The 20,617-nt window shown below is 68.2% G+C and carries 19 protein-coding genes, 2 tRNA genes, 1 other RNA gene and 1 pseudogene; 17 read left to right on the plus strand and 6 right to left on the minus strand.

Annotated elements, in window-relative coordinates; genetic code table 11:
* Positions 1 to 10 precede the first annotated feature (10 nt).
* The 4 genes from murI (at position 11) to ELQ90_RS13305 (ending at position 3,227) form a co-directional block, all read left to right on the plus strand.
* Complete coding sequence (gene murI, locus ELQ90_RS13290) at positions 11 to 856, plus strand: glutamate racemase (RefSeq protein ID WP_128495760.1); 846 nt, start codon at positions 11 to 13, stop codon at positions 854 to 856.
* Complete coding sequence (gene rph, locus ELQ90_RS13295) at positions 853 to 1,596, plus strand: ribonuclease PH (RefSeq protein ID WP_128495761.1); 744 nt, start codon at positions 853 to 855, stop codon at positions 1,594 to 1,596. The genes murI and rph overlap by 4 nt, the downstream gene beginning before the upstream one ends.
* Positions 1,593 to 2,231, plus strand: a complete 639-nt coding sequence (rdgB, locus tag ELQ90_RS13300; protein ID WP_128495762.1) for an RdgB/HAM1 family non-canonical purine NTP pyrophosphatase — start codon at positions 1,593 to 1,595, stop codon at positions 2,229 to 2,231. The genes rph and rdgB overlap by 4 nt, the downstream gene beginning before the upstream one ends.
* Positions 2,232 to 2,318: 87 nt before the next feature.
* Positions 2,319 to 3,227, plus strand: coding sequence for a cation diffusion facilitator family transporter (locus ELQ90_RS13305; protein WP_128495763.1), 909 nt, complete (start codon positions 2,319 to 2,321; stop codon positions 3,225 to 3,227).
* A 55-nt stretch (positions 3,228 to 3,282) separates the two neighbouring features.
* Here the strand turns inward: ELQ90_RS13305 and ELQ90_RS13310 are convergent, their stop codons facing one another.
* The 3 genes and pseudogenes from ELQ90_RS13310 to ELQ90_RS13320 all read right to left on the minus strand — a co-directional run.
* Complete coding sequence (locus ELQ90_RS13310; protein ID WP_128495764.1) at positions 3,283 to 4,038, minus strand: DedA family protein; 756 nt, start codon at positions 4,036 to 4,038, stop codon at positions 3,283 to 3,285.
* A gap of 166 nt (positions 4,039 to 4,204) precedes the next feature.
* Positions 4,205 to 4,286, minus strand: a tRNA-Leu gene (locus ELQ90_RS13315).
* Positions 4,287 to 4,937: 651 nt separating this feature from the next.
* A pseudogene (locus ELQ90_RS13320) lies at positions 4,938 to 5,597 on the minus strand (helix-turn-helix domain-containing protein); the annotation flags it as partial.
* A 331-nt stretch (positions 5,598 to 5,928) separates the two neighbouring features.
* On the opposite strand from ELQ90_RS13320, the gene ELQ90_RS13325 reads away from it, so the two are divergent.
* The 7 genes from ELQ90_RS13325 to ELQ90_RS13355 all read left to right on the plus strand — a co-directional run bounded on the left by ELQ90_RS13325 (position 5,929) and on the right by ELQ90_RS13355 (position 10,498).
* Positions 5,929 to 7,119 (plus strand): TadA family conjugal transfer-associated ATPase, encoded by a 1,191-nt coding sequence (locus ELQ90_RS13325; RefSeq protein ID WP_208020661.1) that lies wholly within the window; start codon positions 5,929 to 5,931, stop codon positions 7,117 to 7,119.
* Positions 7,116 to 7,979: a type II secretion system F family protein gene (locus tag ELQ90_RS13330; protein ID WP_128495765.1), complete on the plus strand. Its 864-nt coding sequence runs from the start codon at positions 7,116 to 7,118 to the stop codon at positions 7,977 to 7,979. The genes ELQ90_RS13325 and ELQ90_RS13330 overlap by 4 nt, the downstream gene beginning before the upstream one ends.
* Positions 7,967 to 8,914 (plus strand): type II secretion system F family protein, encoded by a 948-nt coding sequence (locus tag ELQ90_RS13335; protein ID WP_243696179.1) that lies wholly within the window; start codon positions 7,967 to 7,969, stop codon positions 8,912 to 8,914. Before ELQ90_RS13330 ends, ELQ90_RS13335 begins: the two co-directional genes overlap by 13 nt.
* Before the next feature lie 59 nt (positions 8,915 to 8,973).
* Entirely contained in the window at positions 8,974 to 9,159 is a 186-nt protein-coding gene (locus ELQ90_RS13340; RefSeq protein ID WP_128495766.1) for a hypothetical protein, read from the plus strand.
* A gap of 79 nt (positions 9,160 to 9,238) precedes the next feature.
* Positions 9,239 to 9,625: a TadE/TadG family type IV pilus assembly protein gene (locus ELQ90_RS13345; RefSeq protein WP_243696180.1), complete on the plus strand. Its 387-nt coding sequence runs from the start codon at positions 9,239 to 9,241 to the stop codon at positions 9,623 to 9,625.
* The gene (locus ELQ90_RS13350; RefSeq protein WP_128495767.1) at positions 9,585 to 10,055 is read left to right on the plus strand and encodes a TadE/TadG family type IV pilus assembly protein; all 471 of its coding nucleotides are present in this window, start codon (positions 9,585 to 9,587) and stop codon (positions 10,053 to 10,055) included. The genes ELQ90_RS13345 and ELQ90_RS13350 overlap by 41 nt, the downstream gene beginning before the upstream one ends.
* Positions 10,055 to 10,498: a pilus assembly protein TadG-related protein gene (locus ELQ90_RS13355; protein WP_128495768.1), complete on the plus strand. Its 444-nt coding sequence runs from the start codon at positions 10,055 to 10,057 to the stop codon at positions 10,496 to 10,498. The genes ELQ90_RS13350 and ELQ90_RS13355 overlap by 1 nt, the downstream gene beginning before the upstream one ends.
* Positions 10,499 to 10,775: 277 nt before the next feature.
* Here the strand turns inward: ELQ90_RS13355 and ELQ90_RS13360 are convergent, their stop codons facing one another.
* Positions 10,776 to 11,999 carry an MFS transporter gene (locus ELQ90_RS13360; protein ID WP_128495769.1) on the minus strand — a complete coding sequence of 408 codons (1,224 nt, stop codon included), beginning with the start codon at positions 11,997 to 11,999 and terminating at the stop codon, positions 10,776 to 10,778.
* Between the two features lie 53 nt (positions 12,000 to 12,052).
* Here ELQ90_RS13360 and prfB point away from each other — a divergent pair, with 53 nt between their 5' ends.
* The 5 genes from prfB (at position 12,053) to ssrA (ending at position 16,513) form a co-directional block, all read left to right on the plus strand.
* Positions 12,053 to 13,168 carry a peptide chain release factor 2 gene (gene prfB / locus ELQ90_RS13365; protein ID WP_128495770.1) on the plus strand — a complete coding sequence of 372 codons (1,116 nt, stop codon included), beginning with the start codon at positions 12,053 to 12,055 and terminating at the stop codon, positions 13,166 to 13,168.
* Positions 13,169 to 13,276: 108 nt separating this feature from the next.
* The gene (gene ftsE, locus ELQ90_RS13370; RefSeq protein WP_128495771.1) at positions 13,277 to 14,527 is read left to right on the plus strand and encodes a cell division ATP-binding protein FtsE; all 1,251 of its coding nucleotides are present in this window, start codon (positions 13,277 to 13,279) and stop codon (positions 14,525 to 14,527) included.
* A complete protein-coding gene (ftsX, locus tag ELQ90_RS13375) occupies positions 14,524 to 15,438 on the plus strand; it encodes a permease-like cell division protein FtsX (protein ID WP_128495772.1) in 915 nt (304 codons plus the stop codon). Before ftsE ends, ftsX begins: the two co-directional genes overlap by 4 nt.
* 101 nt (positions 15,439 to 15,539) lie before the next feature.
* A complete protein-coding gene (smpB, locus tag ELQ90_RS13380; RefSeq protein WP_128495773.1) occupies positions 15,540 to 16,016 on the plus strand; it encodes an SsrA-binding protein SmpB in 477 nt (158 codons plus the stop codon).
* Positions 16,017 to 16,144: 128 nt separating this feature from the next.
* Positions 16,145 to 16,513: a transfer-messenger RNA gene (gene ssrA, locus ELQ90_RS13385) on the plus strand.
* A 78-nt stretch (positions 16,514 to 16,591) separates the two neighbouring features.
* Here ssrA and ELQ90_RS13390 read toward each other — a convergent pair.
* Both ELQ90_RS13390 and ELQ90_RS13395 read right to left on the minus strand, forming a co-directional pair.
* Positions 16,592 to 19,507 (minus strand): aminotransferase, encoded by a 2,916-nt coding sequence (locus ELQ90_RS13390; protein WP_128495774.1) that lies wholly within the window; start codon positions 19,505 to 19,507, stop codon positions 16,592 to 16,594.
* 39 nt (positions 19,508 to 19,546) lie between these two features.
* Positions 19,547 to 20,362: an inositol monophosphatase family protein gene (locus ELQ90_RS13395; RefSeq protein WP_243696181.1), complete on the minus strand. Its 816-nt coding sequence runs from the start codon at positions 20,360 to 20,362 to the stop codon at positions 19,547 to 19,549.
* Between the two features lie 115 nt (positions 20,363 to 20,477).
* Between ELQ90_RS13395 and ELQ90_RS13400 the strand changes: the two genes are divergently transcribed.
* Positions 20,478 to 20,550, plus strand: a tRNA-Lys gene (locus ELQ90_RS13400).
* The last annotated feature ends 67 nt before the right edge of the window (positions 20,551 to 20,617 follow it).

The raw sequence follows: 20,617 nt of genomic DNA on the forward strand, positions 1-20,617 counted from the left end.
CTAGTTGCTCGTGACGGACGCACCGATCGGGATCTTCGACTCTGGGGTCGGTGGGCTCACCGTGGCGCGCGCGATCCACGACCAACTGCCGAGGGAATCGATCCTGTACATCGGCGATACGGCGCGCTCGCCCTATGGTCCGAAGCCCATTGCGGACGTCCGACGCTACGCCCTCGAAGTGCTCGACGATCTCGTCGCCCAGGGCGTCAAGATGCTCGTGATCGCGTGCAACACCGCATCGGCGGCAATGCTGCGGGATGCGCGGGAACGCTACGACGTCCCCGTCGTCGAAGTCATCCAGCCGGCGGTGCGCACGGCCGTCGCGACCACGCGGAACCGGCGGGTCGGCGTGATCGGCACGGTCGGGACGATCAATTCCCGCGCCTACGAGGACGCGTTCGCCGCAGCTCCTCAACTCGAGTTGTTCACTCGCGCGTGCCCCCGTTTCGTCGAGTTCGTCGAATCGGGTGTGACGACGGGATCCGAGGTCCTCGCTGTCGCCGAGGAGTACCTCGCGCCGCTGCGTCACGCCGGCGTCGACACGCTCGTTCTCGGATGCACCCACTATCCGTTCCTGAAGGGCGCGATCTCATACGTCATGGGACCGAGCGTCACCCTCGTCTCGAGCGACTCCGAGACGGCGAGCGACGTGTACCGCGAACTCGTCTCCCGCGGCCTCGAACGCACCTCGCTCGAACAGCCCACCCGCCGCTACGAGGCGACCGGCAACAGCGCCGATGACTTCCGCGACCTCGCCAACCGACTGCTCGGTCGTGAGATCGACCGTGTCGACCTCGTCCAGACGGGCGCCATCGATCTGTCCACCCTCCACCCCGCACCGAGGAGCACTTCGTGACCGACACCATTCGCGCCGACGGCCGTATCCCCGAGCAGCTCAGACCCGTGACGATAGAGCGGGGGTGGAGCGATCAGGCCGAGGGGTCAGCCCTCATCTCCTACGGCCGCACGAAGGTGCTCTGCACGGCGTCCTTCACGAACGGTGTCCCGCGGTGGCTGCAGGGCAAGGGCAAGGGGTGGGTCACCGCGGAGTACGCGATGCTCCCGCGTTCCACCAACGACCGCATGGACCGCGAGTCGGTGAAGGGACGGATCGGTGGCCGCACTCACGAGATCTCGCGCCTCATCGGGCGGAGCCTCCGGGCTGTCATCGACACGAAGGCGCTCGGCGAGAACACCGTCGTGATCGACTGCGACGTCCTCCAGGCTGACGGCGGAACCCGTACGGCCGCCATCACGGGCGCCTACGTCGCGCTCGCCGACGCGATCGCCTGGGCCCGTGATCAGAAGTTCGTGTCGAAGAACGCCGTGCCCCTCACTGACAGCGTCTCGGCGGTCTCCGTCGGGATCATCGACGGCGCCCCCATGCTCGACCTCGCGTACGTCGAGGACGTGCGCGCCGAGACCGACATGAACGTCGTCGTGACGGGAGGCGGCCAGTTCGTCGAGGTGCAGGGGACCGCGGAGGGTGCGCCGTTCGATCGAGCGGAACTCGACTCGCTCCTCGACCTCGCGGTCGAGGGCGCCGCCGAACTCGCCGCGATCCAGCGGTCGGTGCTGCAGAACGGCACGGCATGACGGACGAGGGCGTGGCCGTCGTCGAGATCGTGCTGGCGACGCACAACGCGCACAAGGTCGAGGAGTTCCAGCGCATCATCGGCGAGGCGTTGCCCGGCGTGACGGTGCTCCCGTACGACGGCCCGGAGCCCGTCGAGGACGGCCTGTCGTTCCAGGAGAACGCTTTGATCAAGGCGCGGGCCGCCGCCGCCCACACGGGGCGCATCGCCCTCGCGGACGACAGCGGCATCTGCGTCGACGTGCTCGGCGGATCGCCGGGCATCTTCTCGGCGCGGTGGGCCGGCCCGGGTCGCGGTGACGAGGCCAATCTCGAACTCCTGCTCGCGCAGTTGCAGGACATCGCTCCGTCGGACCGGGGTGCCCGCTTCGAGTGCCACATCGCCATCGTCGTACCGGGCATCGACGGGACGCCCGAGCACGAGGCGATCGCCGTCGGCGTGTGGCCCGGTGCCCTCGCCACGGAACGCGGGGGAGCGAACGGTTTCGGCTACGACCCGATCTTCATTCCGGAGGGCGACGGCCGGACCGCCGCCGAGCTCAGCCCGGAGGAGAAGAACACGGTCTCGCACCGAGCTCGGGCCGTCGCCGACGCCATCCCGCACCTCAGCATGATTCTCACCTCGCGCGACGAGTGAGGTGTTCGGCCCGATAATGGGAACGACGATCATTTCTCATAGCTGACCAGCGGTTCCGAAGTCGTCTGAAGGACGTAGGCTGGAGTCATGGCTCACGATCACGCACACGGCGCCGCGGACCGGTCCCGTCTGCTGATCGTCATCCCGATCGTCGCGGTCGTCCTCGTCGCGCAGTCGATCGGCGGACTCGTGACGGGCTCGCTCTCCCTGCTGGCCGACGCCGGGCACCTCTTCTCCGACCTCACGGGCCTCGTCATCGCGCTCGTTGCGATCGGCATCGCCCGGCGCCCGGCCACCGATCGCCACACCTTCGGGTACCAGAGGACGGAGATCCTCGCCGCGCTCCTCAACGGACTCATCCTCACCGTCGTGGCCGTGAGCGTCGGGATCGAGGGCGTGCGGCGGCTCGTCGAACCGGGTACGGCGGACGTGGCGGCTCTGCCCATGCTGCTCGTCGCCGTCGTCGGTCTCGTCGCGAACGTCGTCTCGCTCCTCATCCTGCGCGGTTCGGCGAAGGGGTCCCTCAACATGAGGGGCGCGTACCTCGAGGTCCTCGGCGACGCGTTCGGGTCGATCGGCGTCATCGTCGCGGCCATCGTGATCGCGACGACGGGCTTCGTCCAGGCGGACGCGATCGTGTCGCTCCTCATCGCCGCCGGGATCCTCCCGCGGGCCGCCCTCCTCATCCGTGACGTCTGGCGCGTGCTCAACGAGTCGGCGCCGCTCGGCACGGACGTCGAGGTCATCCGCGATCACATCCGCGGGACGCCAGGGGTCGTCGGCGTCCACGACGTGCACGTGTGGGCGATCACCTCCGGAAGGCACGTGTTCTCGGCGCACGTCGTCGTGGACGCCGTCGTCTTCCGCCAGGACGGGGCCGGTCGGCTGCTCGACGATCTCGGGGAGTGCCTCACGGCGCACTTCGACGTCGAGCACTCGACGTTCCAGCTCGAGCCTGCCGCTCACGCAGCCCACGAGGACCAGCACCACCGCTGACAGCTCTCCCGACGGCGCTCGCTGTCGTGTCGTCCGCGAACGCGGAAGTCGAGGATCAGGCGCGACCGGTGGGCCGGTCGTTGTCCTTGTCCTGGTCGAACAGCGTGCGGTCGAGGACGAGCTGCTCGGCCTCGTCGTGATCGACGACGGCGTCTCCCGCGGCCGCGTGACGCTTCGCCTTCCGGCTCGACTGCACGTAGTGGTAGATCGTGGGGGCGAGGGTGAGCACGACGGCGGCGATGAGGATGATGTCGATGTAGTTGCGCACGAAGTCGGCGACGGGCGGGATGTAGCCGAGCAGGTAGCCGAGGAACGTGAGCCCGGCACCCCAGACGAGCGCGCCGACGAGGTTGTAGAACGTGTACTTGCGGTAGTCCATGTGGCCGACGCCGGCGGCGACCGGCGCGAAGGTGCGGACGATCGGGACGAAGCGCGCGACGATGACCGCGAGCCCGCCGAAGCGTGTGAAGAACGCGTTCGTTCGTTCGACGTTCTCGATGCTGAAGAGGCCGGATTCCTTGCGTTCGAAGACCTTCGGCCCGGCCTTATGACCGATCAGGTAGCCGACCTCACCGCCGAGGAAGGCCGCGAGACCGATCGCGAGCGCGACGACGAACGGGGGGAATCCGAGTCCCGGGTGGAAGGCGAAGAGACCCGTGATGATGAGGAGCGTGTCGCCCGGGAGCAGGAAGCCGACGAGGAGACCCGTCTCCGCGAAGACGATGAGGCACACGACGAGGAGAGCCCAGGGGCCGGCGGTGACGATGATGCTCTCAGGGTCGAGCCAGGGGATGAGTGCGGAGTGATGCATCGGGTCTCCAGTCGTCGGCTGCTTCCGAGCCAGTCGGCGCACGTTCGGTGCTCGAAGTCTAGCCGTCGGCTATGCCGCGAACCCGGGATCCCGCCAAATATCCGCCGGGAGGATGAGCCCCCGTTCGGGAGCAGGTTCGCCGCGCGAACGAGGGCCTCCTCGTGAGTGCGGAAGGGGGGAATCGAACCCCCACGCCCGAAGGCACAGGAACCTAAATCCTGCGCGTCTGCCGATTTCGCCACTTCCGCGTCGTGGTGCGTTGTCAATTCTAGAGACGCGGGGGAGCAGGTGCCGAACTCTCGTGAACTGAGTCCGCGGTGTTACGGATACTGATGGGCGAGATCGGCGGCAGTCCCAAGCGCGCTGGGGATAACTCGCTCAACCATTCGAGCGGTAGGGGACGATAGAGCTAAGTCGGGAAAGGGCGCAGGTGGCACCGGCAGTGTGAAGGGTTCGCTTTACACAACGAACGGGGAGTTCAGCGCCAACAACTCTTATCGTGCCTCATTCACGGCTGTTGGCGGAGGCAAGGTGAATAAGATCGTCGCCTGCACGCACGTGCGCGCGTATAGCGTCGTGGGGGTGAGTGGGGTCGGAGTGGTTTACTCTGAGTCACCGTGCTCGACGGTCAAAGGCAAGAAGAATGTGTTCAAGCGGTCGCGGAGCTATGACGCGATTGTCGTCTATTTAACGATTCGATATGACGTGCGTTATTACACCCCCACCGGCTCGTTTCAGCTTGCCGGCTGAGATTTTCTGCTAGAGAAAGATCGGTCAATGTTCGGCAACTTCACTCTTATCAACGCAGTCATTTCACTGTTCGCAGTGGCTGCGATTGTGGCATTCATCGTCGTATGGGTTCGGACGGCTCGTCGTCGAAAGTAGAAGCAGCGTTTGATGCTCACTCCGACGGAGGCATAGAACGCGGTCGCGCGCTTGAGGAAACCGGCCGCGGTGACGCCTTTCTCATCGGCATGGATTTCCGCATAAGCGAGCCGGGAGTGGTCATCGATCGCGGTGTGGACGTAGTCGTAACCAATCCCGCGACCGCGGACTTTCTCGCTCCGGCCGTGGGCGCGCCAACCGCCGCCGTCCGGGATGCGGCCGAGTTTCTTCACGTCGATGTGGACCAACGACCCCGGATAGGGATGCTCGTAACGGTTCTTCGTTCGCCGCGTCGCCCGGATCACGACCCCGGTCACGGGGTCGGTGTCACGCAACAGCGGAGTGTGATGACGGGCCAGGACCCGACCGATCGTCGACGCGGGCATCCCCAACCGGGCGCCGATGAACACCGGCCCGCGCCGAGTCAACGCTCGCAGGATCCGCACCTGCGTCTCCGCGCACGCACCCGTCCGACGCGGATGGGAACGCGCGACGCTGGACCGGTCCTGCAATCCGACGATCCCCGCCTCCCGGAACCGGCGCCACCACCGCCACGCCGTCGTCCTCGACACTCCCATCTCGGACGCGACATGAGCCACCGCACGACCCGAATCGATGCGCTGAACCATGATCAACCGGCCGGCAGGGGTCAACCGGGCATTAGCGTGGGACACGAGAGACCTCCGTGTGATCGAGCTGCAGAACTAGACAGCTCCAACTCGACACCGGAGGTCTCTCCTACGTCAACAACGATCGAGGTCAGTACAGCTAGCGCAAGTGCACCCGCGGCAACGCCGGCGATGACGGTTCTCAGGACGAGCCGATGTAGTTTCATGACTTTTCTCATTCGTAGATGGAGACGCCGGTAGTGGCGTCGCAACGATCCTGGTTCGGCAGTGGTGTGAGCTAGTACCTCACGTTCGAACGTCGGCCAAAGGGCCGACACAGGTTGACGCTGTGGAGAGGGCGGACGAATACCGGCTGGATTGCGCGATCATGCTGGACATGGGGCAGTCGGGGGACAGCATCGCCGAGCGCGTGCGTACGCGGGTACGACGAGAGGGCATCGACCTCGGAGGTGACCGGGTCGCGGCGGAACGGTTGGTCCGCGACGAGTTGCGACGCGACGCCGAGTCCTCGTACCGAGGTGCTCGTGCCGTCGTCGCCGACGAGGACGTCGCCGCTCGTGAGGCACTCGCGGTCCTCACCGGCTTCGGTGCGATCCAGCCGTTCCTCGACGATCCCGAGATCGAGGAGATCTGGTTGAACGGCCCGTCCCGCGTGTTCGTCGCCCGCAACGGTGTGAGCGAACTCACGGACACGGTGCTCACCGAGGAGGCGGTCCGGGATCTCATCGAGCGGCTGCTCGCGAGCACCGGTCGGCGGGTGGACCACAGTTCGCCTTTCGTAGACGCCTCGCTGCCCGACGGTTCGCGGCTCCACGTCGCCATCCCCGACGTCACGCGCCGTCATCCCGCTATCAACATCCGCAAGTTCTCGCGTCGCGTCCGCAGTCTCGCCAACCTCGTGTCGCTCGGTTCGCTGACGCCGAGAGCGGCCGAGTTCCTCCGTGACTCCGTCAGGGCCGGCGACAGCATCGTCGTATCGGGCGGCACGCAATCGGGCAAGACCACACTGCTCTCGGCGCTCCTCGGTGCGGCTCGGTCCGGTGAGCGCATCGTCACGGTCGAGGAGACGTTCGAGCTCGATCTGCCCGGCCAGGATGTCGTCGGTCTGCAAGGGCGACAACCGAGCCTCGAGGGCACCGGCGAGATCACGCTGCGCCGCCTCGTCAAGGAGGCGCTGCGGATGCGTCCCGATCGACTCGTCGTGGGGGAGGTGCGAGAGGGCGAGGCGCTCGACCTCCTCATCGCGATGAACTCGGGGCTCCCCGGAGCCTCGTCCGTGCATGCCAACTCGGCGCGCGATGCTCTCGTGAAGCTCTGCACCCTTCCGCTGCTCGCCGGCCGCAACATCGACGCCGATTTCGTCCGGCCCACCGTCGCCGCCAGCGTCGATGTCGTAGTGCACTGCGTCATCGACGCCGACGGCCGGCGGCGGGTCTCCGAGATCATCGCGCCAACGGGTTCCGGCAGAGACGGAGCGATCGAGGCCAGCACGGTGTTCGAGACTCGCGGCGGTTCTCTCACCGAGACGGGCTGGAGTCCGGCGAGCGATCGTGGGCGCAACCGATGACCTGGGTGCTCGGGGCCACGCTCGGCGGAGGGCTCGTCCTCATCGTCTCTCCGCGATTGTGGCCGCGCCGCGAGAAGGCGACGGTCCGTTCTGTAGATCGTCTGGCCCCGGTGCGTGCGCGCCTGGCACTCGCCGGTCTCGTGCGGGTCCCCCTTCCGGTCTTCGTCGTCGTGTCGGTCATCGTCGGGCTCACCGTCGGGGCCGTCGCCGTCATCGTCACGTCCATCCCTGTCATCGGTGTGCTGGCCGCTCTCGTCGGAACGGCGGTGCCGTGGGTCCTCGTGTCCATTCGGGCCTCCGCTCGACGGAGGCTGCGCTCGACGCTCTGGCCCGACATCGTCGATCACCTCGTAGCCGCAGCTCGCTCGGGCCTCGCGGTTCCCGACGCGGTCGCGAGCCTCGGGAGGCAGGGGCCAGAGGACCTCCGGCCCGAGTTCCGAGCCTTCGCGCGTGATTACGCCACGTCGGCGTCGTGGGGTGGTTCGGTCGACCGGTTGAAGGCCGTGCTGGACGACCCGGTGGCGGACCGCGTTCTCGAGACCCTGCGCATGGCGCGGGAAGTCGGGGGCTCCGACCTCACGGCGATTCTTCGGCAGTTGGCGGTCGCGCTCCGCGACGAGGCCGCGACGCGAGCCGAACTCGACGCTCGACAGAGTTGGGTCCGCAACGCCGCGAAGCTCGGCGTCGCTGCGCCCTGGTTGGTCCTCGTGCTGCTGTCGACCCGTCGGGAGGCGGCGGCGGCGTACGCGTCCGCGGAGGGGACATCGCTCATCGTGGCCGGGGCCGTCGTCTCCGTCGTCGCCTACCGCCTGATGCTCGCCGTTGGGCGACTTCCGACGGAGCGGCGGTGGTTCCGGTGACCGCGGCGGCCGCGTGGTCCGTCGTGTTCGGCGCAGCACTGGGCTTCGGGCTCTGGACCCTCGGAGGAATCGTTCCCCGTATCGGCGTGCGACGACTCGGGGAACGGGTGGCACCGTACCTCGTGGACGTCTCCGACGAGGCGAGAGCTTGGGTGGATCGACCGTCCGGTGACCCCGTCGCCCTCGTCTGGGGTCTGCTGAGACCCGTCTTCGGTCGATTCTTCGATCTCCTGTCGGTTCTCCTCGCGAGCAATCACACCGTCTCCCTGCGGCTCGGTCAACGCGGCGCTTCCCTCGAGGTCCCCTCCTTCCGCCGCCGCCAGCTGCTGTGGGCGGTCGTGGGGATCGCCACCGTCACGGTGCCGGCCGTCGCGACCGCCGTGAGCGGCGCTCTTCCACCGTTCCTGGTCGCGATGCTGCCGATCGTGGGAGCGATAGTCGGTGCCCTCGCGTGCGAGTGGGAACTCGCACAGGGGGCGAAGCGTCGTGTGGCGCGCATCGAGGCTGAGCTCCCGACGGCCCTCGGGTTCCTGAGCCTCAGTCTCTCGGCGGGTGAAGGCATTCTCGACGCGCTCCGACGCGTCGCACAGGTCGGTTCGGGCGAATTCTCGGCCGAGTGCCGACGAGTGACCGCGGACGTCGGCTCGGGGGTGCCGCTCGCCCGGGCATTGTCCGACCTCTCCGACAGAATCACGCTGCCCGCGTTGTCACGGACGATCGAACAGCTGACGGGTGCGCTCGAGCGCGGCAGTCCTCTCGCGGAGACGCTGCGTGCCCAATCGGCCGACGTCCGGGTGGAGGGCAAGAGGCGCCTCCTCGAGTCCGCCGGACGCAAGGAGGTGGCGATGCTCGTTCCCCTCGTGTTCTTGATCCTCCCGCTCTCGGTCGCGTTCGCGATCCTTCCGGGCCTCATGGTGCTCCGCGCCGGTTTCTAACCCCTTCCCGCCGTTCCCTTCCTGTCTCACAAGCACACCGCCGACGAAAGGCCTCCTCCATGAGTACGATCACACGCCTCCTGAACCGGGCGTCACGCCGACTGTCGGACGACCGGGGCGACGTCCCGGGCTGGGTCCTCGTAACGCTGATGACCGCCGGTCTCGTCATTCTGATCTGGGGCCTCGCCGGACCGGCGCTCGCCGGTCTCTTCGAGCAGGCCATGTCGCGCGTCTCTGGCCTGTGACACAGTGTCGCCGTGGTCGCGGCAACGGATTCCCTGCACGGTGATGCGCCTCACTGGGGGAACTCGACGCGGTCTGCCCGTGGCGATCGGCAACGACCGAGGGTCCGCGGTCGTCGAGAACCTCCTCGTAACCGTGCTGCTGACGACGCTCGCGCTCGCCGTCATCCAACTGGCCCTCGCGCTCCACGTCCGCACGACGGTGGTGGATGCGGCCTCGGAGGGTGCGCGTTTCGGGGCCCTCGCGGGCAACGGGCCAGCCGAGGCCGTCGAACGCACGCGTGCTCTCATCGACGCGGCCATCGGGGACGGGTACACGACGCGTGTCAGCGCAGCCTACGGCAATTACCGCGGCCGCGCGTCGATGGCCGTCACCGTCGACGGGACCCTGCCGGTGATCGGTCTGCTCGGGGTGGGGGAGGGATTGCATGCCGTCGGACGCGCCGCCGTCGAGACGCTCGAGGACTGAGGACGGCAGCGCCTCGCTCGAGTTCATCGTCGCGGGTCTCGTCCTCCTCGTCCCGATCGTCTACCTCGTGGTCGTGCTCTTCCAGATCCAGTCGGCCGTCCTCGCGGCCGAGGGAGGAGCACGTCAAGCGGCACGCCTGTTCGTCGACGCAGCGGATGTCGACTCGGCGACCGATCATGCCTCGGTCGCAGTGGAGTTCGCGCTCGCCGACCAGGGGATCGACCCCGCCGCGGCCGACGTGTCGATCACGTGTGATGACGGAGGCCCGGACGAGTGCCTCGATCCCGGCGATCTCGTGACGGTCGTCGTCCGGCTCGACGTGTCCCTCCCGCTCGCTCCACACGTCCTCGGTCTCGACGAGCTCGTCACGGTCCCAATCGAGGCGAGCGCCGTGAACGCCGTATCGGAGTTCCACGTGGGGGAGCGGTGATGAGGCACATCCTCGGCGGGGAGCGCGGGTCGACGCTCGTGCTGACCCTCGGTTTCGCGACGTTCGCGCTCGTCGTGACCCTCGTCGTCGCCGCGGCGACCTCCCTCTACATCGAGCGGAAGCGCTTGCTGGCGCTCGCTGACTCGGCCGCTCTCGTGGGGGCGGAAGCCTTCGACCTCGGTGACGTCCGTGTCGCCGAGGACGGGACCGGGGTCACGGTGGAGCTCGAATCCCAGAGCGTCGCGAGAGCCGTCACGGTCCACGTCGACCGGGTGGGACGCACTCGCCTGGAGGATATCCGGGTCGAGGCGGCCACCAGTCCGGACGGGCAGAGCGCCGAAGTGTCGCTGTCGTCGTCGTGGCGCCCGCCCGTGCTCACGCTGTTCCTGCCCGACGGCGTCCGTCTGGAGGCGACGTCGTCTGCCCGCTCGGTGCTGCGCTGAACAGGGGGATCCCTCGCCGCCGCTCGACGACTCCCGGTTCCGCTCCAGTCGCTCCGGCTGCGCGGCGAGCATCGTCTGGAGCGCATCCCCGAAAGCGACGACGTCGGCCTCGGTCGTCCCGTTGAGTGCTGACGTCGACCGCGAGTCACCAGGTCAACCTACGCGGTTCACCAGGCGTTCTGACGAGCGTCGTCGCAGGCCGGCGACTCCGGTCGCGCCCCCCCCCGTTGCTGTGTGGCGGTCGCTGGGCGACGACAAGCCGAGCGGTCGCTCGCGCTCAGCCCACGTCCGGCCGCGCGACGCGCGGCACGTGCCGGGGGAGGTGTCGCAGGAACAGCAGAGCCCCGATGAGGCCGACGACACCGAGGGTGAGGCTAGCGGTCGCGAGGGACGCGATGACGGTGATGCCGGAGATCGCAAGGGGAGCGCTCGCCTCGCCCGCGTGGGTCGTGAAGCGCCACGCGGCGAGGAACCGGGCCGGGTCGTCGCGCGGGGCCAGGTCGGCGCCGACGGTCATGAGGATGCCGCTTCCGATGCCGTTCGCGAGGGCCATCGTGATGGCGATCGCGATGAAGAGACCCTCGGTGCTCGTGAAGGCGAGCAGGATGTGACTGAGCCCGAGGCCCGTAAGCGCGGGGATCGCCGACCACAACCGGCCGAAGCGGTCCATGATCTGACCGGACGTGTAGAAGAGGGCGAAGTCGACGGCTCCGGCGATGCCGATGACGATCGCCGTCTGCGCGTCCGCCATACCGATCGCGACCGCCCAGAGCGGCAGGATCACGGTGCGTGACGACCGCACGGCCGACATGATCGCGGCCGCGAGCCCCATCCGCGCGAGCACGGCGCGGTTGTCGCGGATGGTCGTGAAGACGTTGACGCGTCTCCGCTCGCCACCGGGTTCCGACCTCGACCGTGCGAGCGATGCCGTGGGATCGGGCACCACGAGCAGGATCAGGATGACGAGCACGCACGCGACGACGTGCACCCAGAAGACGATGCTCGTCCACCCCGTCGCGTGGATGAGCCCCGCCGCGACGAACGGGCCGATCGCCCAGCCGCCGCGGAAGGTGCCGCCGAGGGTGGAGAGCGCACGGGCGCGGAACTGCACGGGCACGTACGTCGTCATGAAGGCGTGCCGCGCGAGGGCGAACACCGAGGTGGAGAGCCCGCTCAACAGGATGCCGACCGCGAGCCCGACCGTCGTGGGGAACAGCAGGCACACCCCCAAGCCGACGAGACAGACGATCGCGGCGCCGATCATCGCGGAGCGCTCGCCGAAGCGCGCCACGAGCGAACCGGCGGGCACGTCGCCGAGGAGTTCTCCCATCATGAAGAGCCCGCCGAGGAAGCCAGCGAAGGCGAGGTTCGCCCCGAGGCTCGACGCGATGACGGGGATCATCGGGATGATCGCGCCCTGGCCGATCGAGAAGACGAATGTGGGCAGCAGAGCCGACAGTGCGACCGAACGGAAGGAGAACGAGGGGGAGGAGACCGACATCAACAACCGACCCTACGCCCCGGTCCGGCGCTCCACGGTAGGCTTGCACGGTTATGTTTCCTTTGGATCTGAGCGCCGACATCCAGGCGCTGCGCGCCACCTTCGCCGACATCAAGACCGTGGTCGACATCGACCGGGTCACCGCCGACATCGCCGAGCTGAGCGAGCAGGCCGGTGCGCCCGATCTGTGGGACGACACCGAGAAAGCGCAGAAGGTCACGAGCGCCCTCAGCCACCGGCAGTCGGAGCTCGCGCGCATCAACAGCATCGAGAGCCGCCTCGACGACATCGAGATCATGGTCGAGCTCGCGAACGCCGAGGAGGACGAGGACTCCGCGAACGACGTCCTCAAGGAACTCGAGGCCGTGCGCGCCACGATCGGCGAGCTCGAGGTGCAGACGCTCTTGAGCGGCGAGTACGACCCGAAGCCCGCCGTCGTCACGATCCGTGCCGGCGCGGGTGGCGTCGACGCCGCCGACTTCGCGGAGATGCTCCTCCGCATGTACTTGCGGTGGGCGGAGCAACACAACTACCCGGCGAAGGTCCTCGACACGAGCTACGCGGAAGAGGCCGGCATCAAGTCGGCGACGTTCGAGGTCGACGCGCCCTATGCGTTCGGCACCCTGAGCGTCGAGGCCGGCACGCACCGCCTCGTCCGCATGAGCCCGTTCAACTCCGCGGGCAAGAGGCAGACGAGCTTCGCGGCCGTCGAGGTCATCCCGCTCCTCGAAGAGGCCGTCGTCGTCGACATCCCCGAGAACGACATCCGCGTGGACGTCTTTCGCTCGTCCGGTCCCGGTGGGCAGTCGGTCAACACGACCGACTCCGCCGTGCGCCTCACTCACATCCCCACGGGCATCGTCGTGTCGATGCAGAACGAGAAGAGCCAGATCCAGAACCGCGCGGCCGCCATGCGCGTTCTCCAGTCGCGACTGCTCATCCTGCAGCGCGAGCAGGAGGCTGCGACGAAGAAGGAGCTCGCCGGAACGATCACGGCGAGCTGGGGCGACCAGATGCGCAGCTACGTGCTCGCGCCGTATCAGATGGTCAAGGACCTGCGGACGAACTTCGAGTCCGGCAACCCGCAGAACGTCTTCGACGGCGATCTCGACGGCTTCATCGCCGCCGGCATCCGCTGGCGCTCCATGAAGGACATCGACGGGGAGTAGGCACTCTCGGCCGGGTCGTCTCCGCTCGCCTCGACGGTGTCGGCGGCGGTGGCGTGCCCGGCGAGTCCTGCGAGCATCCGGGGGAAGCGTGCTTAGGCTCGAACAGCCATGATTCGTTTCGACCAGGTCACCAAGAAATATCCAGGCACGATCAAACCCGCGCTCAACGCCGTCGACTTCGAGGTGAGGCGCGGGGAGTTCGTGTTCCTCGTCGGTGCCTCGGGCTCCGGGAAGTCGAGCTGTCTGCGGCTCGTGCTCAAGGAGGAGAAGCCCTCCGCCGGCACGGTGCACGTGCTCGGGCACAACGTCTCGTCGATCTCCAATCGGAAGATCCCCTACTTCCGCCGCAATCTCGGCGTCGTGTTCCAGGACTTCCGGCTGCTGCCGAACAAGACCGTGTTCCAGAACGTGGCCTTCACGCTCCAAGTGATCGGCAAGTCGCGCGGCTTCGTCCAGGAGGCCGTGCCCGACGTCCTCAAGATGGTCGGCCTCGACAACAAGGCGCAGCGCATGCCCCACGAGCTCTCGGGTGGCGAGCAGCAGCGCGTCGCGATCGCGCGCGCGATCGTCAACAAGCCCCAGGTCCTGCTCGCGGACGAGCCGACCGGAAACCTCGACCCCGCCACGAGCGCCGGCATCATGCAGTTGCTCGAGCGCATCAACGCGAACGGTACGACCGTCGTCATGGCGACGCACGAGGCAGCGATCGTCGACAAGATGCAGCGGCGCGTCATCGAACTCGTCGAGGGCGCGATCGTGCGCGACGAGACGCACGGAGGCTACGGCAACACAGCCGTGATCCCCGAGCTCGGACCGCGCAAGGAGCGCGGCGCGGACGCCGAACGCGCGAAGCGCGCCGTCGAGGAGGCCGCTCGCGAAGCGCCGTCGACCCAATCCGTCGTCACCCAACGCCGTTCCGAGGCCGCGGAGGTCGTCGCGCCCACGGGTGAGGCGACGGACGCCCCGTCGGCCACGCGCGCGAACCGGAGCGAGACCGGGGCGATCGATCGTCTGAGCGACTCCGAGCCGAACGAGACGGCGGCCGCTCAGGCGGAGCCCGCTGGCACGACGCCGAGCGGACGCGCCTCGGACGGCACGCCCCCGTGGGCCGCTCGGTCGCGTGACACCTCCGAGGACCTCGCGACAGCGGGCGAGCAGCCGGACCGCGACGACACGCCCCGCCCCTCCGAGCCCGCGCAGCCGCTCACGCAGAGCCAGCCCATCACCGGACTCCCGTTGATCCCGGGGCCACTGCCCGACGACACGCAAGAACACCTGTCCCTCGCCGAGAGGCTCGGCTTGCGCGCCGGCAAGCCGCGTGACGAGGACACCGAGCAGAACGTGGGGCCGACGAAGTGAGATTCGCACTCGTCTGGGCCGAGGCCCTCAACGGCCTCCGCCGCAACGTGTCCATGGTCATCTCGGTCGTTCTCGTGACCTTCATCTCGCTCACGTTCGTCGGGACGGCCGTGCTCATGCAGATGCAGGTCGGGCAGATGAAGAACTACTGGTACGACCGCGCCCAAGTGGCCGTGTACCTCTGCACGAACGACTCGGCAGCGGAGTCGTGCGCCGGGGGAGCTGCCACCGAGGAGCAGATCGCCGCCATCGGCGCGCAGCTCGACTCGGACACGCTCGCGCCGTACATCCAGGAGTCCTACTTCGAGGACAACGACCAGGCGTACACGAACTTCCAGCAGCAGTTCGAGGGCAACGACCTCGCCGACCTCGTGACTCCCGACCAGCTCCCGCAGGCCTACTGGGTGAACCTCGTGGACCCGTCGCAATCGGCCGTCATCAGTGAGGCGTTCTCCGGTGTCCCTGGCGTCGAGACGGTGACAGACCAGCGCCAGTACCTCGACCAGATCTTCTCCGTGCTGAACATCGCGAGCTACGCCGCGATCGGCATCGCCGGTCTCATGCTCGTGGCCGCCGTCCTCCTCATCGCGACGACGATCCGTCTCTCGGCGTACTCGCGCCGCAAGGAGCTCGGGATCATGAGGCTCGTGGGCGCGTCCAACAGATTCATCCAGACACCGTTCGTGCTCGAGGGCGTGTTCGCGGCGCTCATCGGGTCGATCCTCGCCGGCGGCGCGATCCTCGCGCTCGTGCACTTCGTCGTGTCGGGTTACCTCGCCCCGCGGATGCTGTTCATCAGCTTCGTCGACGTGGCTGACGCGGTCGTCGTGGTTCCGATCCTGCTCGCTCTCGGCATGGTGCTCGCGGCGCTGTCGGCGAACTTCGCGATCAAGCGGTACCTCCGCATCTGATCGGGCGTCGTCCTCGGGCCCCGATGCGCACGGGGACGACGATCGCTCCGGTAGACTGGGGGGCTGTCTTCACGAGAGGGCGAGCGGACGAGGAGCAGGTCATGCCGAGAGAAAAGGGCGAGAAGGTCGTCGCCACCAATCGTCGTGCTCGGCACGACTACCTCATCGAGGACACCTACGAAGCGGGCCTCGTCCTGACCGGCACCGAGGTGAAGTCGCTCCGCCACGGTCGCGCGTCCCTCGTCGACGGCTACGCCTACATCGACGGCGCCGAGGCATGGCTCGACGCCGTCCATATCCCCGAGTACGGCCAGGGCACCTGGAACAACCACCCGGTGCGGCGGAAGCGCAAGCTGCTCCTGCACAAGCAGGAGATCCTCAAGATCAGCCACAAGATCGCCCCCGGCGGCTACACGCTCGTGCCGCTGCGCCTCTACTTCAGTGACGGTCGCGCCAAGGTCGAGATCGCCGTGGCCAAGGGAAAGCGCGAATTCGACAAGCGTCAGGCGCTCCGCGAGAAGCAGGACAAGCGCGAGGCGGATCGCGCGATGCGCACCAAGAACATGGTCGGGGAATAGCTCCGGCGCCCTGCCGTTGTAGAATGAGTGAGCGCTCCATGCGCATGCTGACCGGTTTGCCGGTCCTGACAACTCGACAGTGTGACGACGACCCGCTCTCGTGGAGCAGACTCCACGGGATCGTGCACGGGGATGATCGGTTTCGACATCGCCTGCAAAACCGAGAGAAGCGGGCCGAGGATGCAGGGTTATCTCGTTAACGATCTCTGCAAAACACAAGTGCCAATTCCAAGCGCACTGACTTCGCTCTCGCTGCCTAAGCGAGTTTGAGAGTCCGTCAGACCGGATGCGTTCCCGATCCGGACCCTGGCGTCATCTAGGGGACTTGCTGCACACCGGCGTTCGGACGGTGTGTGGGACTTTTCCCGGACTGGGCCTGTCGACCTAGGTGCCTGTGGCAAAGGTCGGGGCCGAGTAGAACGTCTGCACAGGATACGCCCGTAGAAGGCTCGGAATTACAGCGATGGACGGGGGTTCAATTCCCCCCATCTCCACCATCGGTCGTCGTCACACCGTCGGGTTCTCTTCACGACGCATCGCGCGTCCGTAACCCTCCACGTCAGAAGGCGTGACGGTCACTCGAGTTCGGCCAGTGCGATGTCGAGGGCCCTGAGGAAGAAGGCCGCGCTGGCGGCCGAGAAGCACATCGGCGGCTTCACTTTGAGGACGTTGCCACGGTCGCCCGTCGGTTGTTCGATGACGCCGAGATCCCGGAGTCGGTCGCAGACGATGCGTGTCTCCGTGTCCGCGGGCTCCCGGGTCACGGGATCGCGGACGAGCTCGACCCCGAGGTAGAGCCCACGGCCGTGCACGGCGCCGATGAGGGGGTGCTGCTCGGCGAGAGCGATGAGCCCGCTCCTCAGCAGTTCGCCCACCCGTCGAGCGTTCCCGGGCAGGTCCTCCTCGAGCAGCACGTCGAGGACCGTGACGCCGATCCGTGCGCTCAGGGTGCTCCCGCCCGCTGAGGAGAACACGGTGCCCTGGTCCGCGAGGGCATCGACGATCTCGCCGCGGGTGATCACGGCGCCGATCGGGTGCCCGTCGCCCATCGCCTTCGCCATCGTGACGATGTCGGGGACGACGGCGTGCTCCTCGAAACCCCAGAAGACCTCTCCTTGCCGCCCGTAGCCGACCTGCACCTCGTCGGAGACGACCACGCCACCCCCCGCCCGGACGGCGTCGTAGACGGCACCGAGGTAGCCGGGCGGCACGGCGATCCCGCCGGCGTTGCCGTTACGAGGCTCGGCGATGAAGGTGCCGATGGGTGTTCCGGACGCCGCCCAGTCGCCGAGTCTCGAGATCGCGTCGCGTGCGTACGCGGCGCCCGCAGCGGTTCCACGATGGCGGCCGCGGTAGGCGTTCGGGGCATCGAGCACGTGCACCCAGGACGGGCGGGTCTCTCCGGCGCGCGGATTGTCGGACGTCGAGGTCGACACGGCGTCGGCGGCCAACGACCAGCCGTGGTAGCTCTCGGCGACGCACGCCACGTCCGGCCGTCCCGAGAACGCCCGTGCGAGACGCAGGGCGAGATCGACGGCCTCGGTCCCGCTGTTGACGAGGAGGACGGCGTCGAACGCCCCGGTCGGGAGGGTCTCGAGGAGCCGCTCGCTCAACTCGGCGACGGCGGAGTAGTGGAAGCGCGAGTTGGTGTTGAGGAGACGCCATTGCCGTTCGGCGGCTCGCGCCACGGCCGGGTGGCCGTGCCCGAGGACCGTGACGTTGTTGACCATGTCGAGGTAGTGCCGGCCGTCGACGTCGATGAGGTGCTCGCGCCAGCCGCGTTCGATGCGCGGCGGGTCCTCGAAGTAGTGGCCTTGGACGGGGGAGTAGGAGCGTGCCCGGCGTGCGAGCGTCGCCTCGTCGGTCGCACCAATGTCGTCAGCGGACTCGACGTCGACGGACGACGAGAGCAGTGCCGTCGGGTCGGCGTACCGGGAGCGCAGCCCCCGGAAGAGCGCGCGGGTCACGAACCTCTTGTGTGGTCCGTCGGCTGCCGTTGGCGTCGTCGCCCACACGGTGGCGAGCCCGGCGCAGGTGCCGATGGGCTCGCCGGGCGCGACGGTCGTGCCCGGGAGGGGCGAGCTCTCGAGCCCGGCCACGACGAGGGCGACACCGTTCGACACGACGGCGAGGTGCCCGTCCGCCGTGCGGGCGATCTCGCCTCCGATCGGTGCTCGGAACGCCACGGGGCCGTCCGAGTGCACGTCGACGCCGAGCCCCACGTTCACCGGCGGTCGCAACCCGGTGGCGGTCGCCCGCGTCAGCCGCCCCTCGCCGAAACGCGTGATCGCCACGCCATCGTCGGGAGCGGCGGCCGAGGCCGCTCGAGCCTCGGCGGCAGTGCCGTCACCCTCCAACCAGTCGCCCTCGCGGAGATCGTCCGAGGACCAGCCGAGGTCGACGAGCGCGGCCGTGGTGTCGCCCACGGCGGGCACGACGGCGGGCGGCGCGTTGAACGGGGCGGCCGGTCGGTCGAGGGCGAGACGGACGGCCCGTTCCGCGACGTCGAACGGCAGCGACGCGGCCGACGCGAAGACGGACCATTCGCGTTCGAGAGCCTCGGCGGCATAGTCGTTGCCGGGATCGATCGCGACCTGCTGGAGTCCGCTCACGACGAGGACGGCTCCCCGCAGCACCACGAGGGGCCAGAGCGCCCGGAGCTCTCCGTCGGTCAGTGCGACGTGGCGGTCGAACGCCCGCACGAGCGGTAGGGCGACGAGCGGGTCGTCCGGCTCGCGATGCAGAGCGGCGGTGCACGCGACGGCGACCTCCGCCACCCGCCAACTCGTCATGGCGTCGCCGAAATCGATGATCCCCGAGAGGATGCAGGCCCCGCGCTCCACACGCATGACGACGTTGTCGTCCGTCAGGTCGCCGTGCACGGTCTGGACCGGCAGCGCGTCGCGGAGGTCGTCGAGCATCGCCGTGACGGCGGCGAGGGCGTCGAGCACACGTGCTCGCCGAGCCTCGTCGGGGACGCTGTCCGCCAGAGAGCGCACGACGTCCTCACCGCTCCGCAGGTCCCACTGCAGGTCGCGACGCTCGAGGCCCTCGTGCGTGATGCCGGCGAGAGCCAGCGACGTCCGACCCGTGAGGTCGCCGAGGGCGGCGACGTCAGACGGCGTCAGTCGGTCGCGATCGATGAGCGGCGTACCCGCGACGAACGACAGCAGGCGGACATGGTGGGGCTCGCCGTCGATCTCCACGGTCGATATCAGGTCGCCGGTCTGCGATGGCAGCGGCACGGGCACGTCGATCCCGGCGGCCCGCACGTGGCGCATGACCGCGTTCTGAGCCTCGATCTCGGCGCGTCCGAACGCCCGGTTGCTGACCTTCAGGAGGACGTCACCCTGTCGACTCGCGACGAGGAAGTTCCGGTCCTGCTGGCTGCCGAGTTCGCGCACGGCCCCTGTGACGCCGAACACCTCGTCGGCGAGGCGGGTCGCTCCCGCCATGTCGATGTTCGGACGCGGCAGTCCCTCCTCGAGCACGGCGGCCTCTCCTCGTCAGAGCGTCAGTGTGTCAGAGCGTCAGTGACCGAGGGCGGCCACGACGTCGGCGTGCAGGGCCCCGTTGGTGGCGAGCGAGCTGCGAGCCGCGATCGTGTCCGATCCGTCGACGGCCGTGAACCGACCGCCCGCCTCCTCCACGATCACGGCGAACGGGGCGATGTCCCACTCCTTCACGTCGAACTCGGCGACGACATCGACGAGACCCTCGGCGAGCAAGCCGTACGACCACGCATCGCCGTACGCGCGATCGCGCCAGACGGCTCGCGAGAGGTCGACGAGCCTGTCGAGATATCCCGCCTCGTCCCACTGCTGGATGCTCTGGAAGCTCAAGGACGCGTCCGAAAGCGACTCGACGCCCGAGACGCGCAAGCGGCGCGGTTCGTCGTCGCCGTCGTGGAGCCACGCGCCGAAGCCGCGCGATGCCCACCAGCGCTTGCGGAACGCCGGAGCGCTCGCGACGCCGACGACGGGGCGGCCGTCGATCGAGAGCGCGATGAGGGTCGCCCAGTTGGGCACGCCGCGGAGGAAGTTTGCCGTGCCGTCGATGGGATCGATGATCCACTGGCGTTCCGTCGACCCGCCGGTACCGAACTCCTCGCCCAGGATGCCGTCTCCCGGGCGCTCCGCCGTGAGGATCTCACGGATGGCCGTCTCCACGGCGAGGTCGGCGTCCGTGACCGGTGTGCGGTCGGGCTTCGACGAGATCGAGAGATCGGCGGATCGGAATCGAGCGATGGCGATGGTGTCGGCGACGTCCGCGAGGCGGAGGGCGAGCTCGAGATCGGCCGAGAGGGCGCGTCCGTCGAGGGGGTCGTTTCCAGTGGCTGAGGTCACGATCCCACGATAGGGCGTGGGCGGCTCCGGACGCATTCCTCCGGGTGCATCGTCGATTGGCGCGCTCCGCGATCGGATGCTAGTGTTGACCCTCGGTTCGGGTCATCCGGATCACGCACCTCTAGCTCAATCGGCAGAGCAACTGACTCTTAATCAGTGGGTTCTGGGTTCAAGTCCCAGGGGGTGCACGGAACAGCCTCGGAGACTCTCGCCAGTCTTCGGGGCTTTTTCATTTCGTGGGTGTGTCGGGTCGGG

It is taken from the genome of Labedella phragmitis, assembly GCF_004078635.1.
Lineage (GTDB): Bacteria > Actinomycetota > Actinomycetes > Actinomycetales > Microbacteriaceae > Labedella > Labedella phragmitis.